Source organism: Maribacter chungangensis, assembly GCF_042676845.1.
Lineage (GTDB): Bacteria > Bacteroidota > Bacteroidia > Flavobacteriales > Flavobacteriaceae > Maribacter > Maribacter chungangensis.
The window spans coordinates 51005-71686 of the sequence record NZ_JBHTHY010000007.1 but is presented as its reverse complement, the minus strand read 5'-3'; the positions used below and the strand labels follow the sequence as shown (position 1 = coordinate 71686).

Sequence of the window (20682 nt, the reverse complement as noted above, 5' to 3'; positions counted from 1 at the left end):
AATACTTGCCAGTTAAAAACAAGTATGCTCTCTTGTTGACTGTTCTTTCCCTATAAGATTAGACCCCTTCTTGTTTTAGACTTCCTAAATACGCTACCAAATCCCTTAATTCCCTTTTGGAAATCATACGTCCCATGGCGGGCATGGAAGAAATTGAATTTTCCCGTTTGGCGATGCGACGTAGTGGTACTTTCATCGGCTCTGCTTCGGAGGTGCGTAAAAGCAGTTCGCTCTCACGTTCTTCTATGAGCACGCCCTGTACAACTTGTCCATCGTTGAGCGTAAGTGTAAGGGAACCATAACCGGGTGCCAATCTGGCACTGGGTTCGATTAGCGATTCTAAAATTTGCTCTCTTGTGAGGATATTCGCTATATTGTCCAAAGCCGGCCCAACTTCCCCACCTGCACCGTTAATGGCATGGCAACGAACACACTGCGCCGTAGGATTATTGTTATAAACACCACGGCCGCTCCACCAATTGCCACCATATAAGGTCTCCTGGTAGGATTCCGAGGTGTACCCCCCTTGTTTTAATTGCTCTAGTTCCGCAATAAGTGCTTCGTTTTCCGTCGCTTCTACAGCTTCCATTAGATCGAGCACCACGCCTTGGTCTATTCCGTTGTTGCTTGCCTTTTGGATAAGGTTGCTTAAAATGGCACTACTTTTTTCTTCGGAAAGGTCACCCAGTACGCCGAGCATACGCTGTTGCTCCCTTATAGAACCGTTTTTAAAAATTGGTCCTACGATACCGGGAAGCTTTTCTTTTGGGAGATCCAATTTGGTCAATAGGCCTACTGCGGCACTGCGTACCTCCATACTGGAATCTTTCATACCTGTGGCCATGGCATTTTCCATATCGGTAAATCCAAGGTTTCCTAAGGTACTGAGAATGGTAGAGCGCACTTTGGCCTCTTTGTTCGACTTAAAAATCGAAAACAGTTGGTTGTTGTAGGAATCCAAGCCCAAGGCACTTAATGTTTTGGATATTCCGATCAAGATTTCGGGGTCTTGGGTTTCGAGGAATTTTGGGATGTCCTTCTCTAATTTTTGTTTTAAAGGCGTCGCGTCCCTGTTTATTTCACCTCGGTAACGGCCGTCGACCCGATCTAAAACGGAAGGTTCTGCCCAAGTTCCAAGAGCGGCCAAGGCCTCACCTCGTAAAATGCTGGAAACATCATCGCGTTTTGCAAAACTAACGAGGTATTCCAGTTCTTTGTCCGTTCCAACTCGTAAGGCAGCGTTTATTGCTCTTCGTAACAAGGGTTCCGATGAGAAACGTTCTTCGTTCAAGGTGGCTGCCAGAGCGGGTAGTGCCGTTTCAATGGACCAGTCGTCGTTAATGGCCCGTGCCGTTTCCGTCACAATATATTCATCCGTATCCGAAAGAAATTGTGCAATTTCCGGATGCTGAAGTTTCCGCAAAACCAATACTGCGGCCAACCGAAGGCTTCTATTATCGTTGTTGGAAAGGGCAAGCATGGATTTTGTATCTCCTATGCGTGCCAAGGCCAGTACACCGGCATGTCGTAGATAGACATCCTTATCATTGTTTTCGACGATCATATCCAGTATGGGCTGCACGGCATTTTTTGCTTGTAGCCTACCGAGCGCTTGGGCCGCATAAAATTTAACACGGTCGTTGTTATGTTGTAATAAGGCAATCATGGTGTTTTCTGCGCCGGAATAGCGGACATCGCCCAAAACTTTCAATGCTTGCGCAATTATTTCCGGGTCCTTGTCCGACAAAAGCTTGGTTAGCGGGGCTGCTTTTTTGCTATCCCCATCGGCTATTTGGCCAATGCCCCAAATGGCATGTATTCTTGCAAGCTGGTTTGTTTCCTCCGTTATTGCCGTTTCAAGTGCCCGATAGCCCCAAAAGGTTCTTTTAGCAAGTTCAAATTGTGCTTTCTTGCGAATACGCATGTCTTCATAACGTAACAATTTCACCAAATTATCGGTGTCGTCATCCTCGTAATTATGGGTCATCAGTTGTTCTGTCTCTTTTCTTTTTGCCTCCAGGTCGTTTTCAGCATCGGAAACATCCAACTTCCAGATTCTTCCATAATTTTTAGTGCCCCAACCGTTGATCCAATCTGCAAGGAATAGGGAGCCATCCGGAGCAAATTGAATGCCCGTTGGTAGTACGCCGCTTAATATACTTTGGTCGGTATCCAGCTCAAAAGATGCTCCCTTGGGCTTTAGGTCAAAGGCCCATATATTGGAGCGGCTAGGGTCGCCCACGAATTCGACCAGAAAAAATTTGTCCGTCCACTTAGAGCCCAATGCGGTGCCTGGGTTGTAGACCATTCCAGTAGGGCCATTATGGAAATTCTGTAGGGGAGGGATAATGTAGGCGGCTTGGCCATCCCACCTAGGTTTAAACAGTTGTTCGTCCATCCAAACGTTATAACCGTTATTTTTCTCATCGGTGTATTTTCCGTATTGCCAGTTGGCGCGCCATCCGGCATCGGAACCTTCTACGATATGTACCAATCGTTCGCTTTCACCAGCGTGGTCACCGTCGTTATCGGAGGAAATAATATTTCCGTAAGCATCGAAAACAAATTCATGCGTATTTCGCAGACCATGGGCAAAAACTTCAAAATTGCTGCCATCGGGATTACTGCGAACAATGACGCCCTGATTGGGATATTTATGGTTGATGCCCTCTTGATCGGTAAGGTTCATGCCAATATCACCAATGCTCCAATAGATTTTCCCATCCGGACCTTCCGTAGCACCGGACATCCCATGACCTCCAAAACCAATGTGGATCGCAAAGCCATGGGCAATATTGGTTTTGTCGTCCAAAACAAGGTCGTTATTGGAATCCCTTAGGCGGTACATATCCGGGCCTATGCCAACAAAAACATCATTATCGCGAACCAAGAGTGCTCCTGCAACATCGTTTATTTCATCGTTAAAATCATTGAGTATTCGTGTAGAAACATCGGCAATGCCATCCTTGTCGGTGTCCTGTAGCATCCACAATTCGTCTTTTTCTACGGTAAGATCGCGCCAATCGTGAATAGAATCCTTGTTGAGGTCTTTTAGCCAGTCATTTTCATTACTTCGTTCCGTAGCAAAGGTTTCGCGCAGAAATGCCCTTCTATCTTCAACTGTCTGTAGGGCAATGGACGGAGTCATCCAGTCCCTGTGTCCCCTAATATCAAATTCGGAATTTTTTTGCCTGTTGGTTCTGGTAACATAAACGTTACCGTATTTATCAATATCCATAGCAATGGGATCAGGTGCCAAGGAATCCGTTGCCCAGAGGCTCAGTTCCAATCCGTCTGCCACTACGGCAGAAACACTTTTTCTTATGGCTTGTGAACGCTCCAGAACAGTTGTGGAGTCTTCGTATACCGTTAGTGGATTTTCTTTCGGTTTTTTTGTTTCGCAGGATGCTACAGCGATTAGAAAGGCTAAGGGCATCAAGGTTTTGGATACTATCTTTTTCATTAGGTGGTATTTGGTACGCTAAAACGGTTAAAAGTAGTAATTATCAAGGAAAACTGGTGTAAGGCCACTAGGAAATTCGTGTATAGTTTTCATAGGGCAATTTCTAACTTAATGCTATCTTTGAATGAAAATAATTACGGTTATGAAAAAAATATTTGCTGGCTCAGTAGTGCCATTCATTATTTTAGCGGTTTTGGGAATTGGTAAAATGAATGCACAGGAATCGTCTTCCTTAGAAGGTGCTTGGAACCTCACGGTTTCTTACGAAGGTAAGGAATTGCCGTCTTGGTTGGAAATTAGAAAATCGGGCATGAATACCCTAATAGGAAGGTTTACTTATGCCATGGGAAGCGCTAGACCCATAGCGGAGGTTAAAAAATTTGACGATGTATTTTATTTCTCTATTCCGCCGCAGTGGGAGGAAGGTGCTTCCAATATGGAGTTTAGGGGTAAAAGGACAGGAGATGGTTTAAAGGGAACCATGGTTTATACCGATGGAAAAACATACGAATGGACGGGAACAAGGGCTCCAAAGTTACCGGTAACGGACAAACCTAAATGGGGCAAGGCCCAAAAACTTTTTAATGGTAAGGATTTATCCGGATGGAAAGCGGATGGCGATAACCAATGGAAGGTAAAGGACGGAATTTTAACCAGTGACAAATCGGGTGCAAATTTAATTTCGGAGGAAAAATTCACCGATTTTAAACTACATGCGGAATTTAGATACCCTGAAGGCAGTAATAGCGGTTTGTATCTAAGAGGGCGCTATGAAGTGCAAATAGCGGATAACAAAGGTTCAGAAGCATCCGATATATTGTTCGGAGGCATTTATGGTTTGCTTACGCCCAATCAAATGGCGGCAAAAAGTGCCGGGCAATGGCAAACGTACGACATTACTTTGATAGGTAGAAAAGTGACCATTGTAGCCAATGGGAAAACAATAATTTCCGAGCAGAATATAGCGGGAATGACCGGTGGTGCCTTGGATAACGATGAGGCCGCTCCAGGTCCTATTATGATTCAGGGCGATCACGGCCCCGTGGAGTTCAGGAAATTGGAAATAACCCCAATTGCGAATTAAACTTTTATCAAAAAAGCAAGTAAATACGTGAATTACTTCCGTGTGATTTTACGGTTCGTTTTCTTGCGAATTCCTTATTATCCTGCCTCGAAGTTAATTACGGTTTAGCGGTTAGTTTAGCAACAACGGCCAAGGCCTTCTCTTTTTCGTCTTGGTTTACGTGAAGTTCTATATTGCCCAGCATGGAAGAAGCAAAACCTGCAAGTCGTGCGGATTCTCCTTCGTCTTTGCAAATGGGCGAAATACCTAGTTCCAATAGTTCCAACTCAATTCGTTTTCCTATTATGGCATTGCCGCTATAAATTTTTATGTAGTTCGATTCCATAGTTTTGTTTTTTAGTTATGTAGCAATGGTTTTTAAGGCATCGACTAGCATATCAATATCCTTTTTGGTTATGAAAATGGCAAAGGACAAACGCACGGCATTCAATCCAAATTTGGTCATAGGTCTAGAATCTATTCCGTAGTGATCAAAAAGCATAGTTTTAACATCTTTCACGTCTTTTTCTTTTAGTTCCACTACCTGTATTCCTGCGGATAGTTCGTCGTTGGATGGCGTTTTAAGAATAATACTATCTACGTCCTTTATTTTTGCTAAGAAATAGTGTTTTAGTTCATAGGTTCGGTTATGGATAATAGCGCCGCCAATCGTATTTCTGTAATCAATTGCCGCGCCCAAGGCCAAAAGTTCCGGAAGATTTCTCGTGTTATAATTCTCTAGCCGTCTAATGCTATTGTCTTTGTAGCCGCGTGCCACGATCAAAGGCTTTAGCAGCGACTGTTTTTCTTTCTTGGCATAAAAAATACCGATTCCCTTTGGGGAAAATAGCCATTTGTGCGCGCTTACCGTATAGAAGTCGCAATCCATTTCTTTTAAATTGGTCTCTACCATTCCGGCTCCTTGCGCACCGTCTACCGCTACTAAAATTCCGTGCTCATGGGCCATTTTTGAAATTTCCTTGATGGGCAGCATCATGCCATTGGTGTTTACGATGTGGCATAAGGAAATCACTTTTGTTTTCGGGGTAATCGCATTTTTAAAAACACTAACAATCTCCGCTTTTGTTTTTGGTAAGATCGGAAGCACCGGGCGAACCAATTTTATCCCTTTTTCTGCCTGCCAAACCGTCCATGGTGCTACGGCACTGGTATGCTCATGATCAGCAAGGATGACTTCATCGCCTTTGTTCAGTGCCAGACTACGGGCAATAAGGTTCATGCCTTCCGTGGTATTATGGATCAGTGCTATCTCTTCTTCGGAGACGGAGAAAAGATCAGCTACTTTCTTTCGGGTAGCTTCTTTTTCGGTCTCCCAACCGCCCCACATATATTTAGAAGGGAAATCATCCAAGGTATTTCTAAAGGTATTGGTTGCCTCCCTAATGGGCAGTGGACAGGCGCCCAAAGAGCCATTGTTAAAATAATGGACGCCTTTGGCGAATCTAAACTGGGAGGCCACCGTTTCCCAATAGGCTTCGGTGTTTTTGTTCCTAAATTGTTTAAGGAGTGCTAATGAAGCTTGTATCGGTTGGGCGCTAGTTGCCCAACTCTGGGCAGGTAAGGCTAGGCTGCCCGCAACGCCAACACCTACATTTTTTAGAAATCTTCTTCGCTTATTGTCCATAGTATTAAAGATACGGATTTACCCTCTTAATACGGTTTATGAAGTGGGGCAAATTAATTGGTGTCCAATTCTAGATTGGTGCGAATTAAATTGGAATTTCCTTTCGCTATGAGCTTGGTCTTATCGCTGTTCCATAACAGACATTCTGCGTTCATGATCTGTTTACCCTTTTTAACGACCGATGCTTGGGCAATAACTACATCTCCTTCTTTTGCCGGAGCAAAATAGTCCACATGTAGGTTTACCGTGGTATAGGCGTGGCTATTGTTAAGGGAATACACCGCAGCACCCATTGCGTCGTCTATGATGGCGGCCGTTATACCTCCATGCAGTATGTGTAATGGGTTGGTCATTTCTTTGCGAATGGTATGTGAAAATTCCAGCTTTCCTTCTTCTGCGCGTATTAAAGTAGGATTCATCCATTGCATTAAAGGAGAAATGGAATCGGAAGAATCTTTCCCAATTTTAGAGCTTAAAAATGCGAGTATTTTGTTCATAACGGACCGTGGATTTAAAAGTGCTATTGTTTTTAATATAAGGGTTAAAAATACAATTTAAGCTAGGAACGGAATCCTTAAAGGATACTTTTTAATATAGCTATGTATGAACATAGTTACATTTCAGGAGAGATTTTCTACACTTCGGTAGTTCCTATTGGGATAGGTTTGGCATCCCCTTCATTTTTGTGGCATCAATTAAATTAACATCCATGAAACAAGTAGTATGTATCCTGGCTTTTATAGTAAGCATCCCTTTTATGAACGCACAGCAGATGGTGTCCGGAACCGTAACCGATACGAAAAAGAATCCTATTGCCGGTGCCAATGTCTATTTAGAGGGTACCTATGATGGCGGAACTACAAACGACAAAGGGCAATTTCGTTTTGAAACCACTGAAACGGGAAATCAAAACTTAGTGGTTTCCATGATATCTTACGAACCTTTTATGCAGTATGGCGATGTGTCATTTTTAAACGATATGAAAATTGAACTACGAGAAGCCATCAATCAGCTAACGGGGGTTACTTTGACCGCGGGTACTTTTGAAGCCGGTGATAATTCAAAAGTTTCGGTTTTAAAACCGCTGGATATTGTTACCACCGCGGGGGCGGCAGGGGACTTCGTTGGTGCGCTACAGACTTTGCCGGGTACCTCTAATGTAAGTGAGGACGGTCGCCTCTTTGTTAGGGGCGGACAAGCAGGTGAAACACAAGTATTTATTGATGGTCTCCGAGTTTTTCAGCCCTTTAATGCCACTGCCAACAACATCCCCACCAGAGGTCGATTTTCCCCGTTTCTTTTTAAGGGAATTACCTTTAGTACCGGTGGTTATTCTGCCGAATATGGCCAAGCACTCTCTAGCGTGCTGTTATTGAATACGACCGATGAGCCCGACCAAGAGAAGACCGATATTTCTGTACTATCCGTTGGGGCAGGTTTAGGCAGGACGGAAATTTGGGGAAACAAATCGGTAAGTGTAAACGCACAATATATCAATTTGGCTCCTTATCAATTCATTATTCCCAATGAGCAAGGCGCACGCTGGAACAAGCCTTATGAGTCCTTTTCTGGCGAAACGGTATACAGAAGTACAACGAACAAGGGTATGTTTAAATTTTACACCGGATTCAATCAGGCAAATCTTGATGTGGATCAGGAGGATATCAATTTTGATGATTTTGTAAATTTCCGATTAAGGAACACCAATTTATATGCGAATACTACCTACAAACATTTCTTGGACAAGGAATGGACCTTAACCGCTGGGGCAAGTATTTCTTCGGATCGAAATGATATCGGTTTTGAACAAAATAATAGTACCGCCAATGAAACAGCGGGACATTTAAAACTAAAGGTGAAGAAAAACTTTAGTAACCGCTTTCAGTTGAATTTTGGTGGGGAGCATTTCATCACCGATTATCAGGAAAAGTTTCAAGCGCCGGATGGGTTTCGGTTCGATTCCGGTTTTCGTGATAATTTAAGTTCCGCTTTTGCCGAGGCGGATATTTTTCTAAGCAATGATTTTGCAATGAAACTAGGGCTTAGGGGAGAGCACTCTAGTTTTTTAGCCGATACAAATATGGCTCCAAGGGTTTCCATAGCCTACAAGAGCGGTGATAAAGGTCAGTTTTCGTTGGCTTATGGCGATTTTTATCAAAACCCGCTGTCCGAATCCCTAAAGTTTGATAGGACTTTGGATTTTGAAAAGACCTCGCATTACATTTTAAACTATCAATACCTTTCCGATGGAAAGACCTTTAGGGCAGAGGCCTACTACAAGGACTATGACGGACTCGTAAAATTCGATACAGAAATGCCACGGTTCAATTCAACCTTTAATAATCTCGGTAGTGGTTATGCTGCCGGCATAGATGTGTTCTGGAGGGATAACAAGAGCATCAAAAACCTGGATTATTGGGCCTCTTATTCCTATTTGAACACGAAACGCGACTTTAGAAATTTCCCTGAACAAGCCAGGCCTAATTTTGCCCCTGCGCACAGTCTTTCTTTAGTTACCAAATATTGGGTAGAGGCTTGGCGTTCACAAATAGGGATTTCTTACAATTACGGTTCCGGAAGGCCTTTCAACAACCCTAATACCCAAGAATTCTTGGCAGAAAAGACCAGACCTTTCAAAAGTTTGAATATGAATTGGGCTTATTTGATCTCACAACAGAAAATACTGTTTTTCTCGGTAAGTAATATTACAGGATATAAAAATGTGAACGGCTACCAGTATGCAAATACGCCCAATATGGATGGTGTTTTTGACCGTCGCGCCATACGGCCTACGGCAGATGCTTTTTTTGTCGTAGGATTCTTCTGGACCTTAAGCGATGATAAGCGAAGTAATCAGTTGGACAATTTGTAAAGCTAAGACTTTCGATGGGTGTACCAATAGTCCAAGCCATATTTTCCAGAACCAAAACCTAGGTAAAACAATCCGATACAAAAGAATAAAAAGGTAGGGAGTATGCTCCACGTATCGTCCCATTCCCTAAAATATATCGTTACGGCCATTACAGTTGTTATAAAAAAGGCGGTTATTCGGGTATTGAGACCCAATACCAACAAAATACCGCCAAAGGCTTCCGTAAATCCGGCAGACCAACTAAATAGTTCTGGCATTAAGTTGAACGGTGCGCCAAATTCGTTTACTTTGAGAACGAACCAATCCGCTACTTCAAAAAGCGCTAGTTCTGCGGATTTAGGCGACCATGGCGTCCCAAATTTTACCGGAGCATAGACAAAGGCCAAAAGAAAACCTGCTATGATCCTGGGAACCAATAAAATACTATTGGCCAAAAAGCCATCAACTTGAAACGGAGTGAGGATTTTTTTGAATTGATAGGTGAAGTACGTCATCTATATCCATCGGTTTAAATGAACATGGTCAGTGTTAATTTAAAGCTAGTAAATTTCAACTTAAAAGTTAAACAAAACCATCGTTTTTTTAACATAATTGCTATCAATTATAATACTGCCTAAACCGATTATTTTGATGTTATGCTCAAAGGGGCTAGTTCTTGTGATTTTGGGAGTATGTTTGTTTTAAAAAGTGTTTGATCTTTGCTTTCTAAAATTGTGTACTAGGTTCAATGCTAGCCGGATGTTTATTGTTTAAACACTTTTCCAAACCCGCTCAATGAGTTTTTTTGTCGCTTTTATACCAGCTTCCTCGCTCATGCCATCGCCTTCATACTCAATACCTATATGACCATCAAAATTGGATTCTTTGACCATTTTAAGCAGTTTAGGGTAATCTACTACGGTGTCGTAGCCGTTCGCATCAAAATTATAAGCCTTTGCGCTTACTCCTTTTGCGTAAGGCAACCACTCTTTTAAACCTGCTACGGGTGAATAGCTGTTCGCACAGTTTTGTGCCTCACTGGTGCCGCCCCATTCCGCACTCATACACCAATTTCCAAAATCGGGCAGGGTGCCTAAATAGGGGTTGTCCACTTGTTTTAGAATACCTGCCATATATATGGCGTTGGAGGTGTGCAGGCCATGGTTTTCTAAAAGCACATGTATGTTTTCTTTTGCTGCATATTCTGTTAAACGGCCTAATCCGTCAACAAGGGAAACTTCCAGTTCATCTGGTGAACCGTCTCCAAAAGCGTTTACTCGGATAGAATGGCAGCCAAGTATCTTGGCCGCATGTATCCATTTATAATGGTCTTCTACCGCTTTTTTACGCTTAGCTGTCTTTAAATCACCCAAATGCTCGGTTTCGTCTACCATTATTAACAAGCTTTTTACCCCGCTGTCTTCCGCCTTTATTCGCATTATGGACCAAAAACTTTCATCGGTGGCCTTTTCCTTATAAAAGGAATTTACGTATTCTATAGCGTCAATATCAAAAGTATTTTTAGCTATGGCAGCAAAATTTTCAGCATCTAGTTCCCCAGCAAAAAAGGCTTTGTTCAAGGACCATTGTGCAAGGGAAATTTTCAACTCTTTTTCTAATAAGGTGTTTGATTTGGCAAAAATAAATTCATTTGAAAGTCCTAGTGCCAATGCTCCCAAGCTTGTTTTTCTGATAAAGTTTCGTCGTGTGTTCATTTTATTTCGCAATGATTTAATCTATTTTTATTTTCATGGCTTCTGCCACGGCAATGGCTTGGGAATCCCTTTTTTCCAGCTCCTTAATAATCCTAGGATGGTCCCGTTCCCTGCCTTGCGATAATTTCTTGGCCGCCTGAATATTGGTAATTTGTATTTGAAACCCAACAACTCCTTTTACTTGGCGCATGGTTTTTGGGGATAGCTTGTCTATAGAAATAGGACACTCGGAATACTGTTCGTATTTGTCCACCAATTTGTGCATAGAAGCTATAACTGCCTGCTCATCTATTATTTTAAGTTTTCCATATACATGTACCGCAATGTAGTTCCATGTAGGTACTTCTTCGTCAGCGTACCAAGAAGAGGAAACATAACTATGTGGGCCATTGAAAATACAAAGTACCTCAGAGGTTTCCGAAAACTCTTTCCATTGCGGATTGGCCTTGGCGATATGACTCACTAAAATATCGTTTCCTTGGTCGTCCGTATCCAATTCCAAGGGAATATGCGTAGCCCAAGGTTTTCCATGGACCTGACTTATTAAGATGCCAAAGCTGTTATCCTTTATAAAGTTGCGGACTTCGGATAGGTTTTCGTTTTTATACTTTTCGGGTATGTACATAGGTTTAGGTCAACTGGTGTAACGAGAATTATCCATCTAAGAGAATGCGCGTTACCATGAAGGTTTGTTTACATCAATTAAAGCTAAGTTTTGCCAAAACAGGCAAATGATCGGAAATATGTTTGTTGTTTTCCATGCGGTCATCAATATGGATATAACTTTCGACCTTTAGTCCATCCGTGAAAATATAATCGATTCGGCTATCTAGATTTCTGGTAGCATCAAAACCGCTAAACGTACCTGTAGGGCCATAAAAGGATTTGCTTGTAACTGCTTGTCCATCCGAGAATAGTTGTAGCAAGTACTGTATGGGAGCGGTTTCCGGAGTAAGGTTTAAGTCGCCCATGAGTACTAAACCCATATTATCTTCCATTTGTTCTGCGATTTTTTTTGCAATAAGCCTAGCGGAGTTTGCCCTGGCCTCCTCACCAATATGGTCAAAATGAGTGTTGAACACCATTACTTTTTGTTTAGAAGCTTTGTGTTCAAAAAGACCGTAGGTGCAGATACGTTCCATGGAGGCGTCCCAACCTACGGAAACTTGCTCAGGTGTGTTAGAGAGCCAAAAGGTATTACTGCTCAAAACATCAAAAGTGGTAGTGTCATAGAAAATTGGGGAGTATTCCCCTTTTTGCTTTCCATCATCCCTGCCTATGCCAATATAATTATGAGCAGGCAACTGTTCGTCTAAATATGTTAATTGATGGTGTAATACCTCTTGCATACCAATAAAACTTGGGGCATAATGGTTTATGAGTTTTACCATAGCTTGTTTACGGTCGTTCCAGTTGTTTACCGTATCCTTAACGTTGTCGTATTTAATATTGTAGGACATGGCCTGGAATTCCTGTGCCATTAAGTAGGGACTCACCATCAAAGAAACAATAATCAAGAAATTTTTCATTGTAAACTTTTTAGAAGTATTATTCTGAATACTTGCTTTTGAATATAATTCAGGGTTAATGATACTAATTTTGTTGAGCATTCCTTTCTTTTGAGCCTAAGATAATTGTTTTAAAGCGTTGTAAAAAGAACAATTATTCAGTTTTTAAACTAGAATTTTAAAAAACGGGCTTTTACCGTTTGGCTCTATACAAAAAAAGGTTTCTAGAATTTTGAAAGCCGTTCGCACCCTAAAGGCTTTACATTACATACTAGCATTTGTTCGTTACAGCGAGTTTTGTAAGCATTCTATTTTTTTTGAACAAACCACATATCTATCTCTCCTTTGCCCTTTGCGTTTATTTTACCCCTATGGGTGAAACTGAACGCAGGATTGTCCTTAATAAGTTCATAGGTGTACTGCGAAATATTTACTTGGCCAACTGCTCCGCTGCTCTCCATTCTTGCTGCGGTGTTTACCGTGTCTCCCCAGATGTCATATTGAAACTTCTTAACACCAACGATACCTGCAACAACAGGCCCGGTATGGATGCCTAAGCGCATTTCAAAGGTAAATCCGTCAGTAGATTCTTTTTCGGCAAACCGTTTTGTCATGTAGGTTTGCATCGCTAAGGCTGCCAAAACTGTATTGTCTACAGAATCTTCTGACGGTACCGGTAGCCCACCAGCGGCCATGTAGGCATCGCCTATCGTCTTAATTTTCTCAATGCCATGCGTTTCACAGATTAAATCAAAGGCTTTAAAGCAATTGTTTATTTCGCCTATTAATTCTTTTGCGGTTAGTTCTGCTGATTTTTCAGTAAAACTTTTAAAATCCGTAAATAAAATAGAGACCATGTCAAAATCGCGGGCGGCCGCTTCCCCTTTGCTTTTAAGCTCTTCTGCAATTTCCGCGGGTAATATGTTCAGGAGCAGACTTTCCGAGCGATCTTTCTCTTTTTCTATGATTGCGCGGGATTTTTTTACATATCGCCATCTCGTAAAGAATCCAATGGCCAGTATAAAGAATATGAGTCCAACGGCTATCGCAATATTCCGGTTCGTATCTTTTTCCTGCACCTCTGTTCGGTGCTTCATTTCAATTTGTAAGTCTTTTTCTACTTGTACCAGGCTGTCTTCCATTACCTGTTTGGAGAATTCCATTTGTTGCAGTTTAATGGACGTTTCTTCGGTTTTTATACTATCCGATATCCTGATCATTTGTTCATGATAGGCCAAGGCCACTTTCGTGTTTCCCATATCCCTATACGCTTCGTAAAGACATTCGCAAGCGTAATCTTGCCCGCTCAAATCGCCTATTTCTTCTGCCAAGGCTAAACTTTTTTTACAGTAGGTTATGGCTTTCCCATTATTCCCAAGGTTCAGATAGATGTCTCCAAGTGTACCTAAAGTGACGCTGCTGCCTTGGAGATGATTTATACTTTCGCTTAGTTTTAAACTTTCTTGTAAGTACTCAAGTGCCTTATCTTCGTTTTTTTGATTATAGTATACATTTCCAATACCGGATAATGCTACGGCAATGCCTAGTATGTCGTTTCGTATTTCATCAATGGCCAAGCCTTTTTCATAGTATTCAAGGGCTTTTTCAAAATCCTCCTGCTCCGCATATAGGTTTCCGATATTGATGTATTGGGATGAATTTCCCATTTCGTCATTAAGCTCTTTCGTGGTCTCCAAACTTTCTAAATAATAATTTAAGGATTTTTCATAATCGCCTTGTGCCAGATAAATACTTCCAAATTCATTATAAATATTGCTAATACCTTCTATATCCTCTAATTCTTCATAAATTGTAAAGCTTTTTTGGTAGTATTTCAATGCATTTATAATGTCCGAATTATCATGGTAAATGTATCCGGTCCTAAGCAAAATGTCTGCCGCCCCAAGTTTATACTTTATTTTTTCGGCAATTGTAAGTCCTTCTTCATAAGAAGATAATGCCTTGGGATAGTTTCCCATTCTAGAATAAACATAGCCTCTAAGCAAAAGGGCGTCAACTGTTCCTTCACCATATCCTTTTTCTTTTGTGAACTGGTATAAACGATCGGTAAGCACTATGGCACTATCGGGTTGGCTGTGGAAAGAACCCTCTTGGATGTAATCTTTTAGCGCTAAGGCACGCGTGGAGTCCGGTTTACTTTGATCTTGCCAGATTCTGTATAATGAGTCCAACTTTACTTGAGCGGAAAGCGCCCCTTGACAAAACAGTAATAGCAAGAACAATTTTTGACTGTTCTTGCTATATTGAAATAATGGGCTACTGGGTTTTCCTAATTTCAATTGAATGGGTTTAGTTACTACGTTAACTGCCCATTTTGACAAGGCAGAACTATAGGGGACGGTTACTTTTGTTCCGTTACTCCTTATACTTCTCGAACCAAGCCAAAATCCCTGCTATCTTGGCAATAAGGTTGCTTGGCCTATTGGCAATACCATGGGATGCTCCCGGAATACGGACCAAGGCCGTTTCCACGCCTTCTAGTTTTAAGGCGGTATAGTATTGTTCGGATTCCGCAATAGGCGTACGGTAATCTTCTTCGCCCGTGAGCAGCATGGTAGGTGTGGTTACATTGGCCACATAGTTTAAAGGGGAACGCTTAAAGTAGCTATCCGGATCCTCCCATGGTTTTTTTCCGAACCAATATTTGGAGAAAAACGCCGCGCCGTCCGCATACAATACAAAACTTGCCCAATTGATAACGGGCTTGGCTACTACGGCAGCTTTAAAACGGTCCGTTTTGCCCACGATCCATGCGGTAAGCACGCCACCGCCACTGCCACCGGTAACAAATAAATTGTCGGTATCTACATAGCCTTTTTCTATTACGGCATCTACACCGCTCATCAGGTCGTCATAGTCGTTGCTGGGATAGTTGTGGTGGATAAGATTTCCAAATTCCGAACCATAACTGGTGCTCCCGCGCGGATTGGCGTACAATACCACATACCCTGCCGCTGCAAAGGCTTGAATTTCTGCGGAATACACATGGCCGTAGCTGGTAAAGGGACCGCCATGGATTTCTAGGATAAACGGATATTTTTTGTTCGGGTCAAAATTGGGAGGTGTTACCACCCAGCCCTGTATGTCTCGCTGGTCGTGCGATGATTTCCACCAGAGTTCTTCTACATTGCCTAAGTGCCTAGCGGAAAAAAGGTCGTCGTTTACGAAGGTGAGTCGCTTTGTTCCTTTTTTTGTCTGTACGGCCAGATCTGCTGGATGCTCCGTGGTTCCTAAGGTATAGGCGATAGCACCATTTTTAGCCACCGTGTAGGTGCCTGAATTATAGGGCCTGCCTAGGGAGAGTCCGCCTACCTTGCCCACTTTGTCCGTTACCTTGCCTGTGAGCGAAATATGCGCAATTTTAGTTTCGCCCTTATCGTCGTACTGAAAGAAAAGCCCTTTCCCGTCGCCGGCCCATTGGATATTGGAAATGTTGCGGTCAAGATCTTCGGACAAAAGCGTCGGGGTTCCACCGGAAATATCACGCACGTATAGTTGGCTCTGTTGGTAGCCTAACAGTTTATCGTCCAGACCGGTGTAGGCCATTTTGGTACCGTCGGGAGAAATTCTTGGAGAACCGTCCGGGCCATAACGATCGGTAAGTGCGGTTACGCTATGGTCATTTAAACTAAGGGCATAAATCTCACTATCGTTGGGTTCAAAGGCTTCATCGGGATTAAAATTGGCCGAAAAATAAAGGGTTTTACCATCTTTGGACCATTCTGGCGCGCCGTGGTCAAAATCCGTTTCGGTAAGTTGTTTTGGTGTTCCGCCGTCAATGGACAGGGTAAATAACTGCGTATGTCCCCCTTTTATATAGCCTTGGCCATCCCCTCTATAATTCAGTTTATCTATGTACGTAGGCGGTGTGTTCCATTTGGCGCCTTCTGGTTTAGCGGGCATTTTTATGATGGATTCCTCCGCTTTGGGCACGAACATGGTAAATGCAAGGTAACGGTCGTCCGGTGACCAGCTTACCGCACCGGGTACTTTGGGCGTGTTGGTGAGCGGAGCAACTTCTTTGGAGTCCATCCACATCACAAAGAGTTTCATACGTTCGTCTTGCCGGTTGGATTTGAAGATGATCTTATCGCCTGCGTTGGACCAACGTGGATAAAAGTCGTTCTGGTTCCCGGTGGTGAGGGGTCTGTTGTTGGAACCGTCGCTGTTCACCAACCAAATATTGGATAAATTTTTATCCGTCATAATATCCTTAAAATTCCGAACGTAGAGAATTTGACTCCCGTCCGGCGAAATCTGAGGGTCGGAAACATACTCCATATTAAAAATATCGGTCAGTTGAAGATTGGTTTTGGTCTGACCTAGAACAAGGCTTGAGGTAAACAGGAATAAAATAACTAATGGACGCAACATAAGGGTAGTTTTAAAGATTGTTTAAGTATGCCATGAAGGTAACGAATTACTCGAAATAATTTTAGAACTTTACGGATATATAAGTAAGTTAAAATCAGGAGATATATGAAGGTTTTATTTATAGGGGGAACAGGGAATATTAGTTCGGCATCCAGCCGATTGGCCGTTGAAAAGGGCATGGAACTCTTTTTGTTGAATCGCGGAAATTCAAAAACGACCATCAACGGGGCAACGCCCATTATAGGGGATATCACCAAACCCGAAACGCTAACGGAATTAAAAAAGCACGAATGGGATGTGGTGGTGAATTGGATCGCTTTTACCCCGCAAGATATTGAACGCGACTTGGCCCTGTTTAAGGGGAAGACCAAGCAATATATTTTTATCAGTTCCGCTTCATGTTACCAAACTCCTTTAAGTTATCCCGTTATTACCGAATCTACCCCAGTATCCAATAATCTCTGGGACTATTCCCACAATAAAATTTTGTGCGAACAACGTTTACAAAAAGCGTATACAGCCGAAGGTTTTCCAATGACTATCGTTAGGCCATCATTGACTTACGACACGGTAATTCCTGTCGCTATTGGTGGTTTTGATAAGTATAATATCGTTGACCGAATCAAAAAAGGCAAGGAAATCATTGTTCATGGAGACGGTACTTCCTTGTGGACCGTTACCCATGCCGACGATTTTGCCAAGGGCTTCATTGGTTTGTTAGGACTTACCCAGGCCATTGGCCACCCCTTTCATATTACCTCGGATGAGGTGTTGAGCTGGAATATGATTTACAAGATTTTGGCCGATGCCGTAGGTAAAGAGGCCAAGGTCGTTCATATTGCTTCCGATTTTATCTGTAAGGTCGCCCCATCGTTTACGGGCACCCTGTTGGCGGACAAGGCCGAAAGTGTACTTTTTGACAATACCAAGATCAAAACCTTTGTACCGGGCTTTAAGGCCACTATTCCGTTTGCCGAAGGTATAAAGCGAACTTTGAAATGGCTGGAGGAAAACCCTGCCAAACAGCATATTGATGCCGAAACAGAAGCTGATATCGAAGCTGTTTTGAAGGCTTATAGGGCTTTGGGGTAGTAGTATTTGTATCAGTATATAACATGGAGCAAAAATATTATTTTGAAGCGCACCTGTTCGGGAGGTTCTAAGGTCCAGAAAACTAGAGTTTTAGTGATATTTTACACGAACCTTCGGGGGCTGTGAATAGGTCCATTCGCTTTACATTAATTTTTGCCTTATGCTAATAGCATTTATATATAATGCAGTCATTGCTCAGATTTTTAAAACTGATGAATTCTAGTTTGCCAAACCATTAAATTGGAAAATTATCCGGATCAAACGGCAGATCATCATCCGGGTCTTTATCGTCGTAATTGATACCGGGCGGGTTAAATAGTCCCCATCGGTCTATGGTGTAGTTCCACACATCAAAGGTCTTTATCCATTCTGCAAAGAGCAGTCGAAATTCTTCGACTTCGTCCCGTAACAGTTCCAAGTATTCCGGGTGTTTAAAACCCCATAGTTCCAGACCGCTGCATCCGGTTTGTACCTCGCGTGCCGATTTACGGATCAAGGCAGCATTTTCCATCTTAAGATCATAAAGCTCGCCTCCCATAGCACCCGATATTTTTGGGCAGATCATCATGGCATCCCCGCGTAGTTGTTCTGCCTGATGTAGTAAGAGGTTACGCTCCATTTCCTGCAAGTGCTCATATTCTTCCTCCTCTTTTACCAGTTCCGCTATTTTATCCGCCAGTTTAAAAATCTGCCATCCTTTTTTGAAAATGGGTGTTTTTCGTATTTCTTCGTGTGATTTTCGTGAACTGTCTTCTTCGTCAAACATAATATCGGTCTATTTTAAATCCTCTAAAACCAAACTGTAATCGTACTGCAGATCTTCGTGCAATAGGGTCAATTTCTTTTCTATATAAAGGCATTGCCGCTCATAAATGTTGATTAAGGTGGTGTTCTTTCGTATGGAAGGGGAGAAGTCTTTTAATTTCTTGCAGAAGTAGAGTAGCAGCACCACCTCGGTTTCTTTATTCCCTGAGTAGCGAATGTACTTTTTTACGTTCCTTAAAATTTTACGGACGCTTTTTTTGATATAGAAATAACTATGGGTGTTGATGTCGGCAAAGCTTTCATCCATTTCAGCTTTCACACTTTCTATAAAACCCGCTTCATGGTCCGCTTCGAACAATAAATAGGTAAGCAGTTCCTTGTTCTCTTTCTTGAACTTGGAGAGGCGCAGGCACAATTCCATTAATTCTTCCGGATTTTTGTGCTGGAGTTCTTTCTTTAGCTGTACTACGGTAGCGGCTTTCATGGTTTAAAAATACTTTAAAAGTCCTAAATGCCCACAGATTCAGCAGTTCTGTTTTTATCTTTTGTACAGTTGGCTCCAATTATACCAATTTAACTTCTAGATGTCGCATAAAACAAGTTTCTTTTTTACTCATTTGTCGTCCTAAAATAGAACCATAGCTAATGCTATGCTTAGATTTCATTCCTAAACTGAGAAAAAAATAATTCAAATTTTCAATACGACATTCAAAACTTAAATTGGTATTAGGCGGATTATACCTGCTGAAAAACGAAAAAAGGTGTCCGAAAATCAAATTGTTCAGACACCTTTAGACTAAAAATAAAATACTTAGATCGGTAGGTTAGTTTTGCGGTTCTATTAAGAGCGGTGTTTTTCCATCGGTAATAATTACTTTGCTATTTGGAGAATTTGAAAGCTCTTTAAAAGCCTCGATACTTTTAATTTGAATAATTTCCTGGGTTAGTCCGTTCGCTAAAATTATCTGCGCATCGCGTTCTGCTTCCGCTTCTATTATTTTACGCTGCGCTTCCAACTTTGCCTGTTCTAAAACGAATACCAGTCGCATGGCATCTTGTTCTGCTTGTAGTTTTTCTTCAATGGAATTGGCCAAACCCCTTGGTAGTCGTATGCGTTTCATTAAAACGGCAATAAGTTCTATACCATCTGCTTGTTTTAATAGGAGTTCGTCCATTTTTACTTTTATTTCTTCCTCGATTACCGCACGCATGCCAGAATGCATATCCTTAGCAAAGAATTTGGCACAAACATCCGAGGAGGCAGACCTGAATACACTGGTAATGACGGACTCGTATTCCTGTCCTAGGTTTTCTAGAACGGAAGGAATCTTCTTTTTGTCCAACCGGTATAGTATGGAAATTTCCGAGTCAACACTTAAACCTTCCTTGCTCGGTAAACTTAGTATCAACTTGATGTTATTGGTTTGGGTAGATTCCTTTATTACCCTGCTTATCAAAGGATTATAAACCATGGTGCCTTCTGTAATAATATTGTCGGAAAATTTACCCAGTGTTTGTTTCACACCGGCCTCTCCCGGGCGGATTACCGCACAACTACTAAAAAGTACTACTGCTACACTTACTGCTATTATATGTTTCAATTTGCTCATTTTTTTTAATTTTTATTAGGTGATTGCTCAACTACAGAACAGGCATGCCATAACGATGAACTTTTAGGAATATCAATGCTGTTTTAATCGCTGTTGTTGAATAAGATTTGCTTAAACTAAAGGCCTTGGGAATTTTAAATTATTGCCTGTTGGCAAGAGTGAAAACAAACTGGTTTCCCAACCTTTTCTTTTATATCAAGGCTTTATAAGGTTTAAACGGATTTTAAAGCCATGCTTTTTTGTGTCTTTGAATATGCCGGGTAGTCCTTGTATTCGTGATGCAGTAGTTGTTTGTGAAGTTCCGAAAGTGTATCTATCTTCATTCGGAATTTCATGGCAGTTGCATTGATCTGCCCACGGTTTAAAACGTCGAAAGCTAAATTTTTAAATGGTAATTGAGGAACTTTTATCTTTTTCATAACGCAGTCACATTACATGATCACCCATCATTCTTTTTATAAAGTTAGTGACTACGTTGTATATATTTTTATTTATAGTATTAATTAATTACATTAATTAATTTTATGTACTATTTGATTTAGGCGCAGACTCAAAGACTATTATCCTGTGATACG

At 41.8% G+C, this 20682-nt stretch carries 17 protein-coding genes; 3 read left to right on the top strand and 14 right to left on the bottom strand.

Annotation, left to right across the window (positions count from 1 at the left end; translation table 11 throughout):
- Positions 1-58: 58 nt before the first annotated feature.
- On the bottom strand, positions 59-3463 hold the full coding sequence (locus ACFQZJ_RS10970; protein ID WP_379934521.1) for a HEAT repeat domain-containing protein: 3405 nt from the start codon (positions 3461-3463) through the stop codon (positions 59-61).
- Between the two features lie 142 nt (positions 3464-3605).
- On the opposite strand from ACFQZJ_RS10970, the gene ACFQZJ_RS10965 reads away from it, so the two are divergent.
- On the top strand, positions 3606-4547 hold the full coding sequence (locus ACFQZJ_RS10965; RefSeq protein WP_379934520.1) for a 3-keto-disaccharide hydrolase: 942 nt from the start codon (positions 3606-3608) through the stop codon (positions 4545-4547).
- 97 nt (positions 4548-4644) lie between these two features.
- On the opposite strand, the gene ACFQZJ_RS10960 is transcribed toward ACFQZJ_RS10965, so the two are convergent.
- From ACFQZJ_RS10960 to ACFQZJ_RS10950, 3 genes are read right to left on the bottom strand one after another with little or no spacing between them, the layout of a single operon-like run.
- Positions 4645-4872 (bottom strand): DUF2007 domain-containing protein, encoded by a 228-nt coding sequence (locus ACFQZJ_RS10960; protein WP_379934518.1) that lies wholly within the window; start codon positions 4870-4872, stop codon positions 4645-4647.
- A gap of 15 nt (positions 4873-4887) precedes the next feature.
- Entirely contained in the window at positions 4888-6171 is a 1284-nt protein-coding gene (locus ACFQZJ_RS10955; RefSeq protein WP_379934516.1) for an aminotransferase class V-fold PLP-dependent enzyme, read from the bottom strand.
- A gap of 53 nt (positions 6172-6224) precedes the next feature.
- On the bottom strand, positions 6225-6668 hold the full coding sequence (locus ACFQZJ_RS10950; RefSeq protein ID WP_379934515.1) for a PaaI family thioesterase: 444 nt from the start codon (positions 6666-6668) through the stop codon (positions 6225-6227).
- 212 nt (positions 6669-6880) lie between these two features.
- On the opposite strand from ACFQZJ_RS10950, the gene ACFQZJ_RS10945 reads away from it, so the two are divergent.
- Positions 6881-9043 carry a TonB-dependent receptor gene (locus tag ACFQZJ_RS10945; protein ID WP_379934513.1) on the top strand — a complete coding sequence of 721 codons (2163 nt, stop codon included), beginning with the start codon at positions 6881-6883 and terminating at the stop codon, positions 9041-9043.
- Between the two features lie 2 nt (positions 9044-9045).
- Here the strand turns inward: ACFQZJ_RS10945 and ACFQZJ_RS10940 are convergent, their stop codons facing one another.
- From ACFQZJ_RS10940 to ACFQZJ_RS10915, 6 genes are all read right to left on the bottom strand, one after another.
- Positions 9046-9537: a DoxX family protein gene (locus ACFQZJ_RS10940; protein ID WP_379934512.1), complete on the bottom strand. Its 492-nt coding sequence runs from the start codon at positions 9535-9537 to the stop codon at positions 9046-9048.
- Positions 9538-9792: 255 nt separating this feature from the next.
- Positions 9793-10737: a sugar phosphate isomerase/epimerase family protein gene (locus ACFQZJ_RS10935; protein WP_379934511.1), complete on the bottom strand. Its 945-nt coding sequence runs from the start codon at positions 10735-10737 to the stop codon at positions 9793-9795.
- Between the two features lie 16 nt (positions 10738-10753).
- Positions 10754-11362, bottom strand: a complete 609-nt coding sequence (locus ACFQZJ_RS10930; protein WP_379934509.1) for an FMN-binding negative transcriptional regulator — start codon at positions 11360-11362, stop codon at positions 10754-10756.
- Positions 11363-11435: 73 nt separating this feature from the next.
- Positions 11436-12266 (bottom strand): endonuclease/exonuclease/phosphatase family protein, encoded by an 831-nt coding sequence (locus ACFQZJ_RS10925; RefSeq protein ID WP_379934508.1) that lies wholly within the window; start codon positions 12264-12266, stop codon positions 11436-11438.
- 287 nt (positions 12267-12553) lie between these two features.
- On the bottom strand, positions 12554-14545 hold the full coding sequence (locus ACFQZJ_RS10920; protein WP_379934506.1) for an adenylate/guanylate cyclase domain-containing protein: 1992 nt from the start codon (positions 14543-14545) through the stop codon (positions 12554-12556).
- 76 nt (positions 14546-14621) lie between these two features.
- A complete protein-coding gene (locus ACFQZJ_RS10915; RefSeq protein ID WP_379934505.1) occupies positions 14622-16640 on the bottom strand; it encodes a S9 family peptidase in 2019 nt (672 codons plus the stop codon).
- A gap of 105 nt (positions 16641-16745) precedes the next feature.
- On the opposite strand from ACFQZJ_RS10915, the gene ACFQZJ_RS10910 reads away from it, so the two are divergent.
- Positions 16746-17732 (top strand): NAD-dependent epimerase/dehydratase family protein, encoded by a 987-nt coding sequence (locus ACFQZJ_RS10910; RefSeq protein ID WP_379934503.1) that lies wholly within the window; start codon positions 16746-16748, stop codon positions 17730-17732.
- Between the two features lie 235 nt (positions 17733-17967).
- On the opposite strand, the gene ACFQZJ_RS10905 is transcribed toward ACFQZJ_RS10910, so the two are convergent.
- The 4 genes from ACFQZJ_RS10905 to ACFQZJ_RS10890 all read right to left on the bottom strand — a co-directional run bounded on the left by ACFQZJ_RS10905 (position 17968) and on the right by ACFQZJ_RS10890 (position 20526).
- On the bottom strand, positions 17968-18498 hold the full coding sequence (locus ACFQZJ_RS10905) for a hypothetical protein (RefSeq protein WP_379934501.1): 531 nt from the start codon (positions 18496-18498) through the stop codon (positions 17968-17970).
- Between the two features lie 9 nt (positions 18499-18507).
- Positions 18508-18981: a hypothetical protein gene (locus ACFQZJ_RS10900; RefSeq protein ID WP_379934499.1), complete on the bottom strand. Its 474-nt coding sequence runs from the start codon at positions 18979-18981 to the stop codon at positions 18508-18510.
- Between the two features lie 340 nt (positions 18982-19321).
- Entirely contained in the window at positions 19322-20107 is a 786-nt protein-coding gene (locus ACFQZJ_RS10895) for a prohibitin family protein (RefSeq protein WP_379934498.1), read from the bottom strand.
- Between the two features lie 212 nt (positions 20108-20319).
- Positions 20320-20526 (bottom strand): hypothetical protein, encoded by a 207-nt coding sequence (locus ACFQZJ_RS10890; RefSeq protein ID WP_379934496.1) that lies wholly within the window; start codon positions 20524-20526, stop codon positions 20320-20322.
- Positions 20527-20682 lie beyond the last annotated feature (156 nt).

Coding starts and splice junctions, on each gene's coding strand:
- ACFQZJ_RS10970 (WP_379934521.1), bottom strand. CDS start 3,463: ATGAAAAAGATAGTATCCAAAACCTTGATGCCCTTAGCCTTTCTAATC.
- ACFQZJ_RS10965 (WP_379934520.1), top strand. CDS start 3,606: ATGAAAAAAATATTTGCTGGCTCAGTAGTGCCATTCATTATTTTAGCG.
- ACFQZJ_RS10960 (WP_379934518.1), bottom strand. CDS start 4,872: ATGGAATCGAACTACATAAAAATTTATAGCGGCAATGCCATAATAGGA.
- ACFQZJ_RS10955 (WP_379934516.1), bottom strand. CDS start 6,171: ATGGACAATAAGCGAAGAAGATTTCTAAAAAATGTAGGTGTTGGCGTT.
- ACFQZJ_RS10950 (WP_379934515.1), bottom strand. CDS start 6,668: ATGAACAAAATACTCGCATTTTTAAGCTCTAAAATTGGGAAAGATTCT.
- ACFQZJ_RS10945 (WP_379934513.1), top strand. CDS start 6,881: ATGAAACAAGTAGTATGTATCCTGGCTTTTATAGTAAGCATCCCTTTT.
- ACFQZJ_RS10940 (WP_379934512.1), bottom strand. CDS start 9,537: ATGACGTACTTCACCTATCAATTCAAAAAAATCCTCACTCCGTTTCAA.
- ACFQZJ_RS10935 (WP_379934511.1), bottom strand. CDS start 10,737: ATGAACACACGACGAAACTTTATCAGAAAAACAAGCTTGGGAGCATTG.
- ACFQZJ_RS10930 (WP_379934509.1), bottom strand. CDS start 11,362: ATGTACATACCCGAAAAGTATAAAAACGAAAACCTATCCGAAGTCCGC.
- ACFQZJ_RS10925 (WP_379934508.1), bottom strand. CDS start 12,266: ATGAAAAATTTCTTGATTATTGTTTCTTTGATGGTGAGTCCCTACTTA.
- ACFQZJ_RS10915 (WP_379934505.1), bottom strand. CDS start 16,640: ATGTTGCGTCCATTAGTTATTTTATTCCTGTTTACCTCAAGCCTTGTT.
- ACFQZJ_RS10910 (WP_379934503.1), top strand. CDS start 16,746: ATGAAGGTTTTATTTATAGGGGGAACAGGGAATATTAGTTCGGCATCC.
- ACFQZJ_RS10905 (WP_379934501.1), bottom strand. CDS start 18,498: ATGTTTGACGAAGAAGACAGTTCACGAAAATCACACGAAGAAATACGA.
- ACFQZJ_RS10900 (WP_379934499.1), bottom strand. CDS start 18,981: ATGAAAGCCGCTACCGTAGTACAGCTAAAGAAAGAACTCCAGCACAAA.
- ACFQZJ_RS10895 (WP_379934498.1), bottom strand. CDS start 20,107: ATGAGCAAATTGAAACATATAATAGCAGTAAGTGTAGCAGTAGTACTT.
- ACFQZJ_RS10890 (WP_379934496.1), bottom strand. CDS start 20,526: ATGAAAAAGATAAAAGTTCCTCAATTACCATTTAAAAATTTAGCTTTC.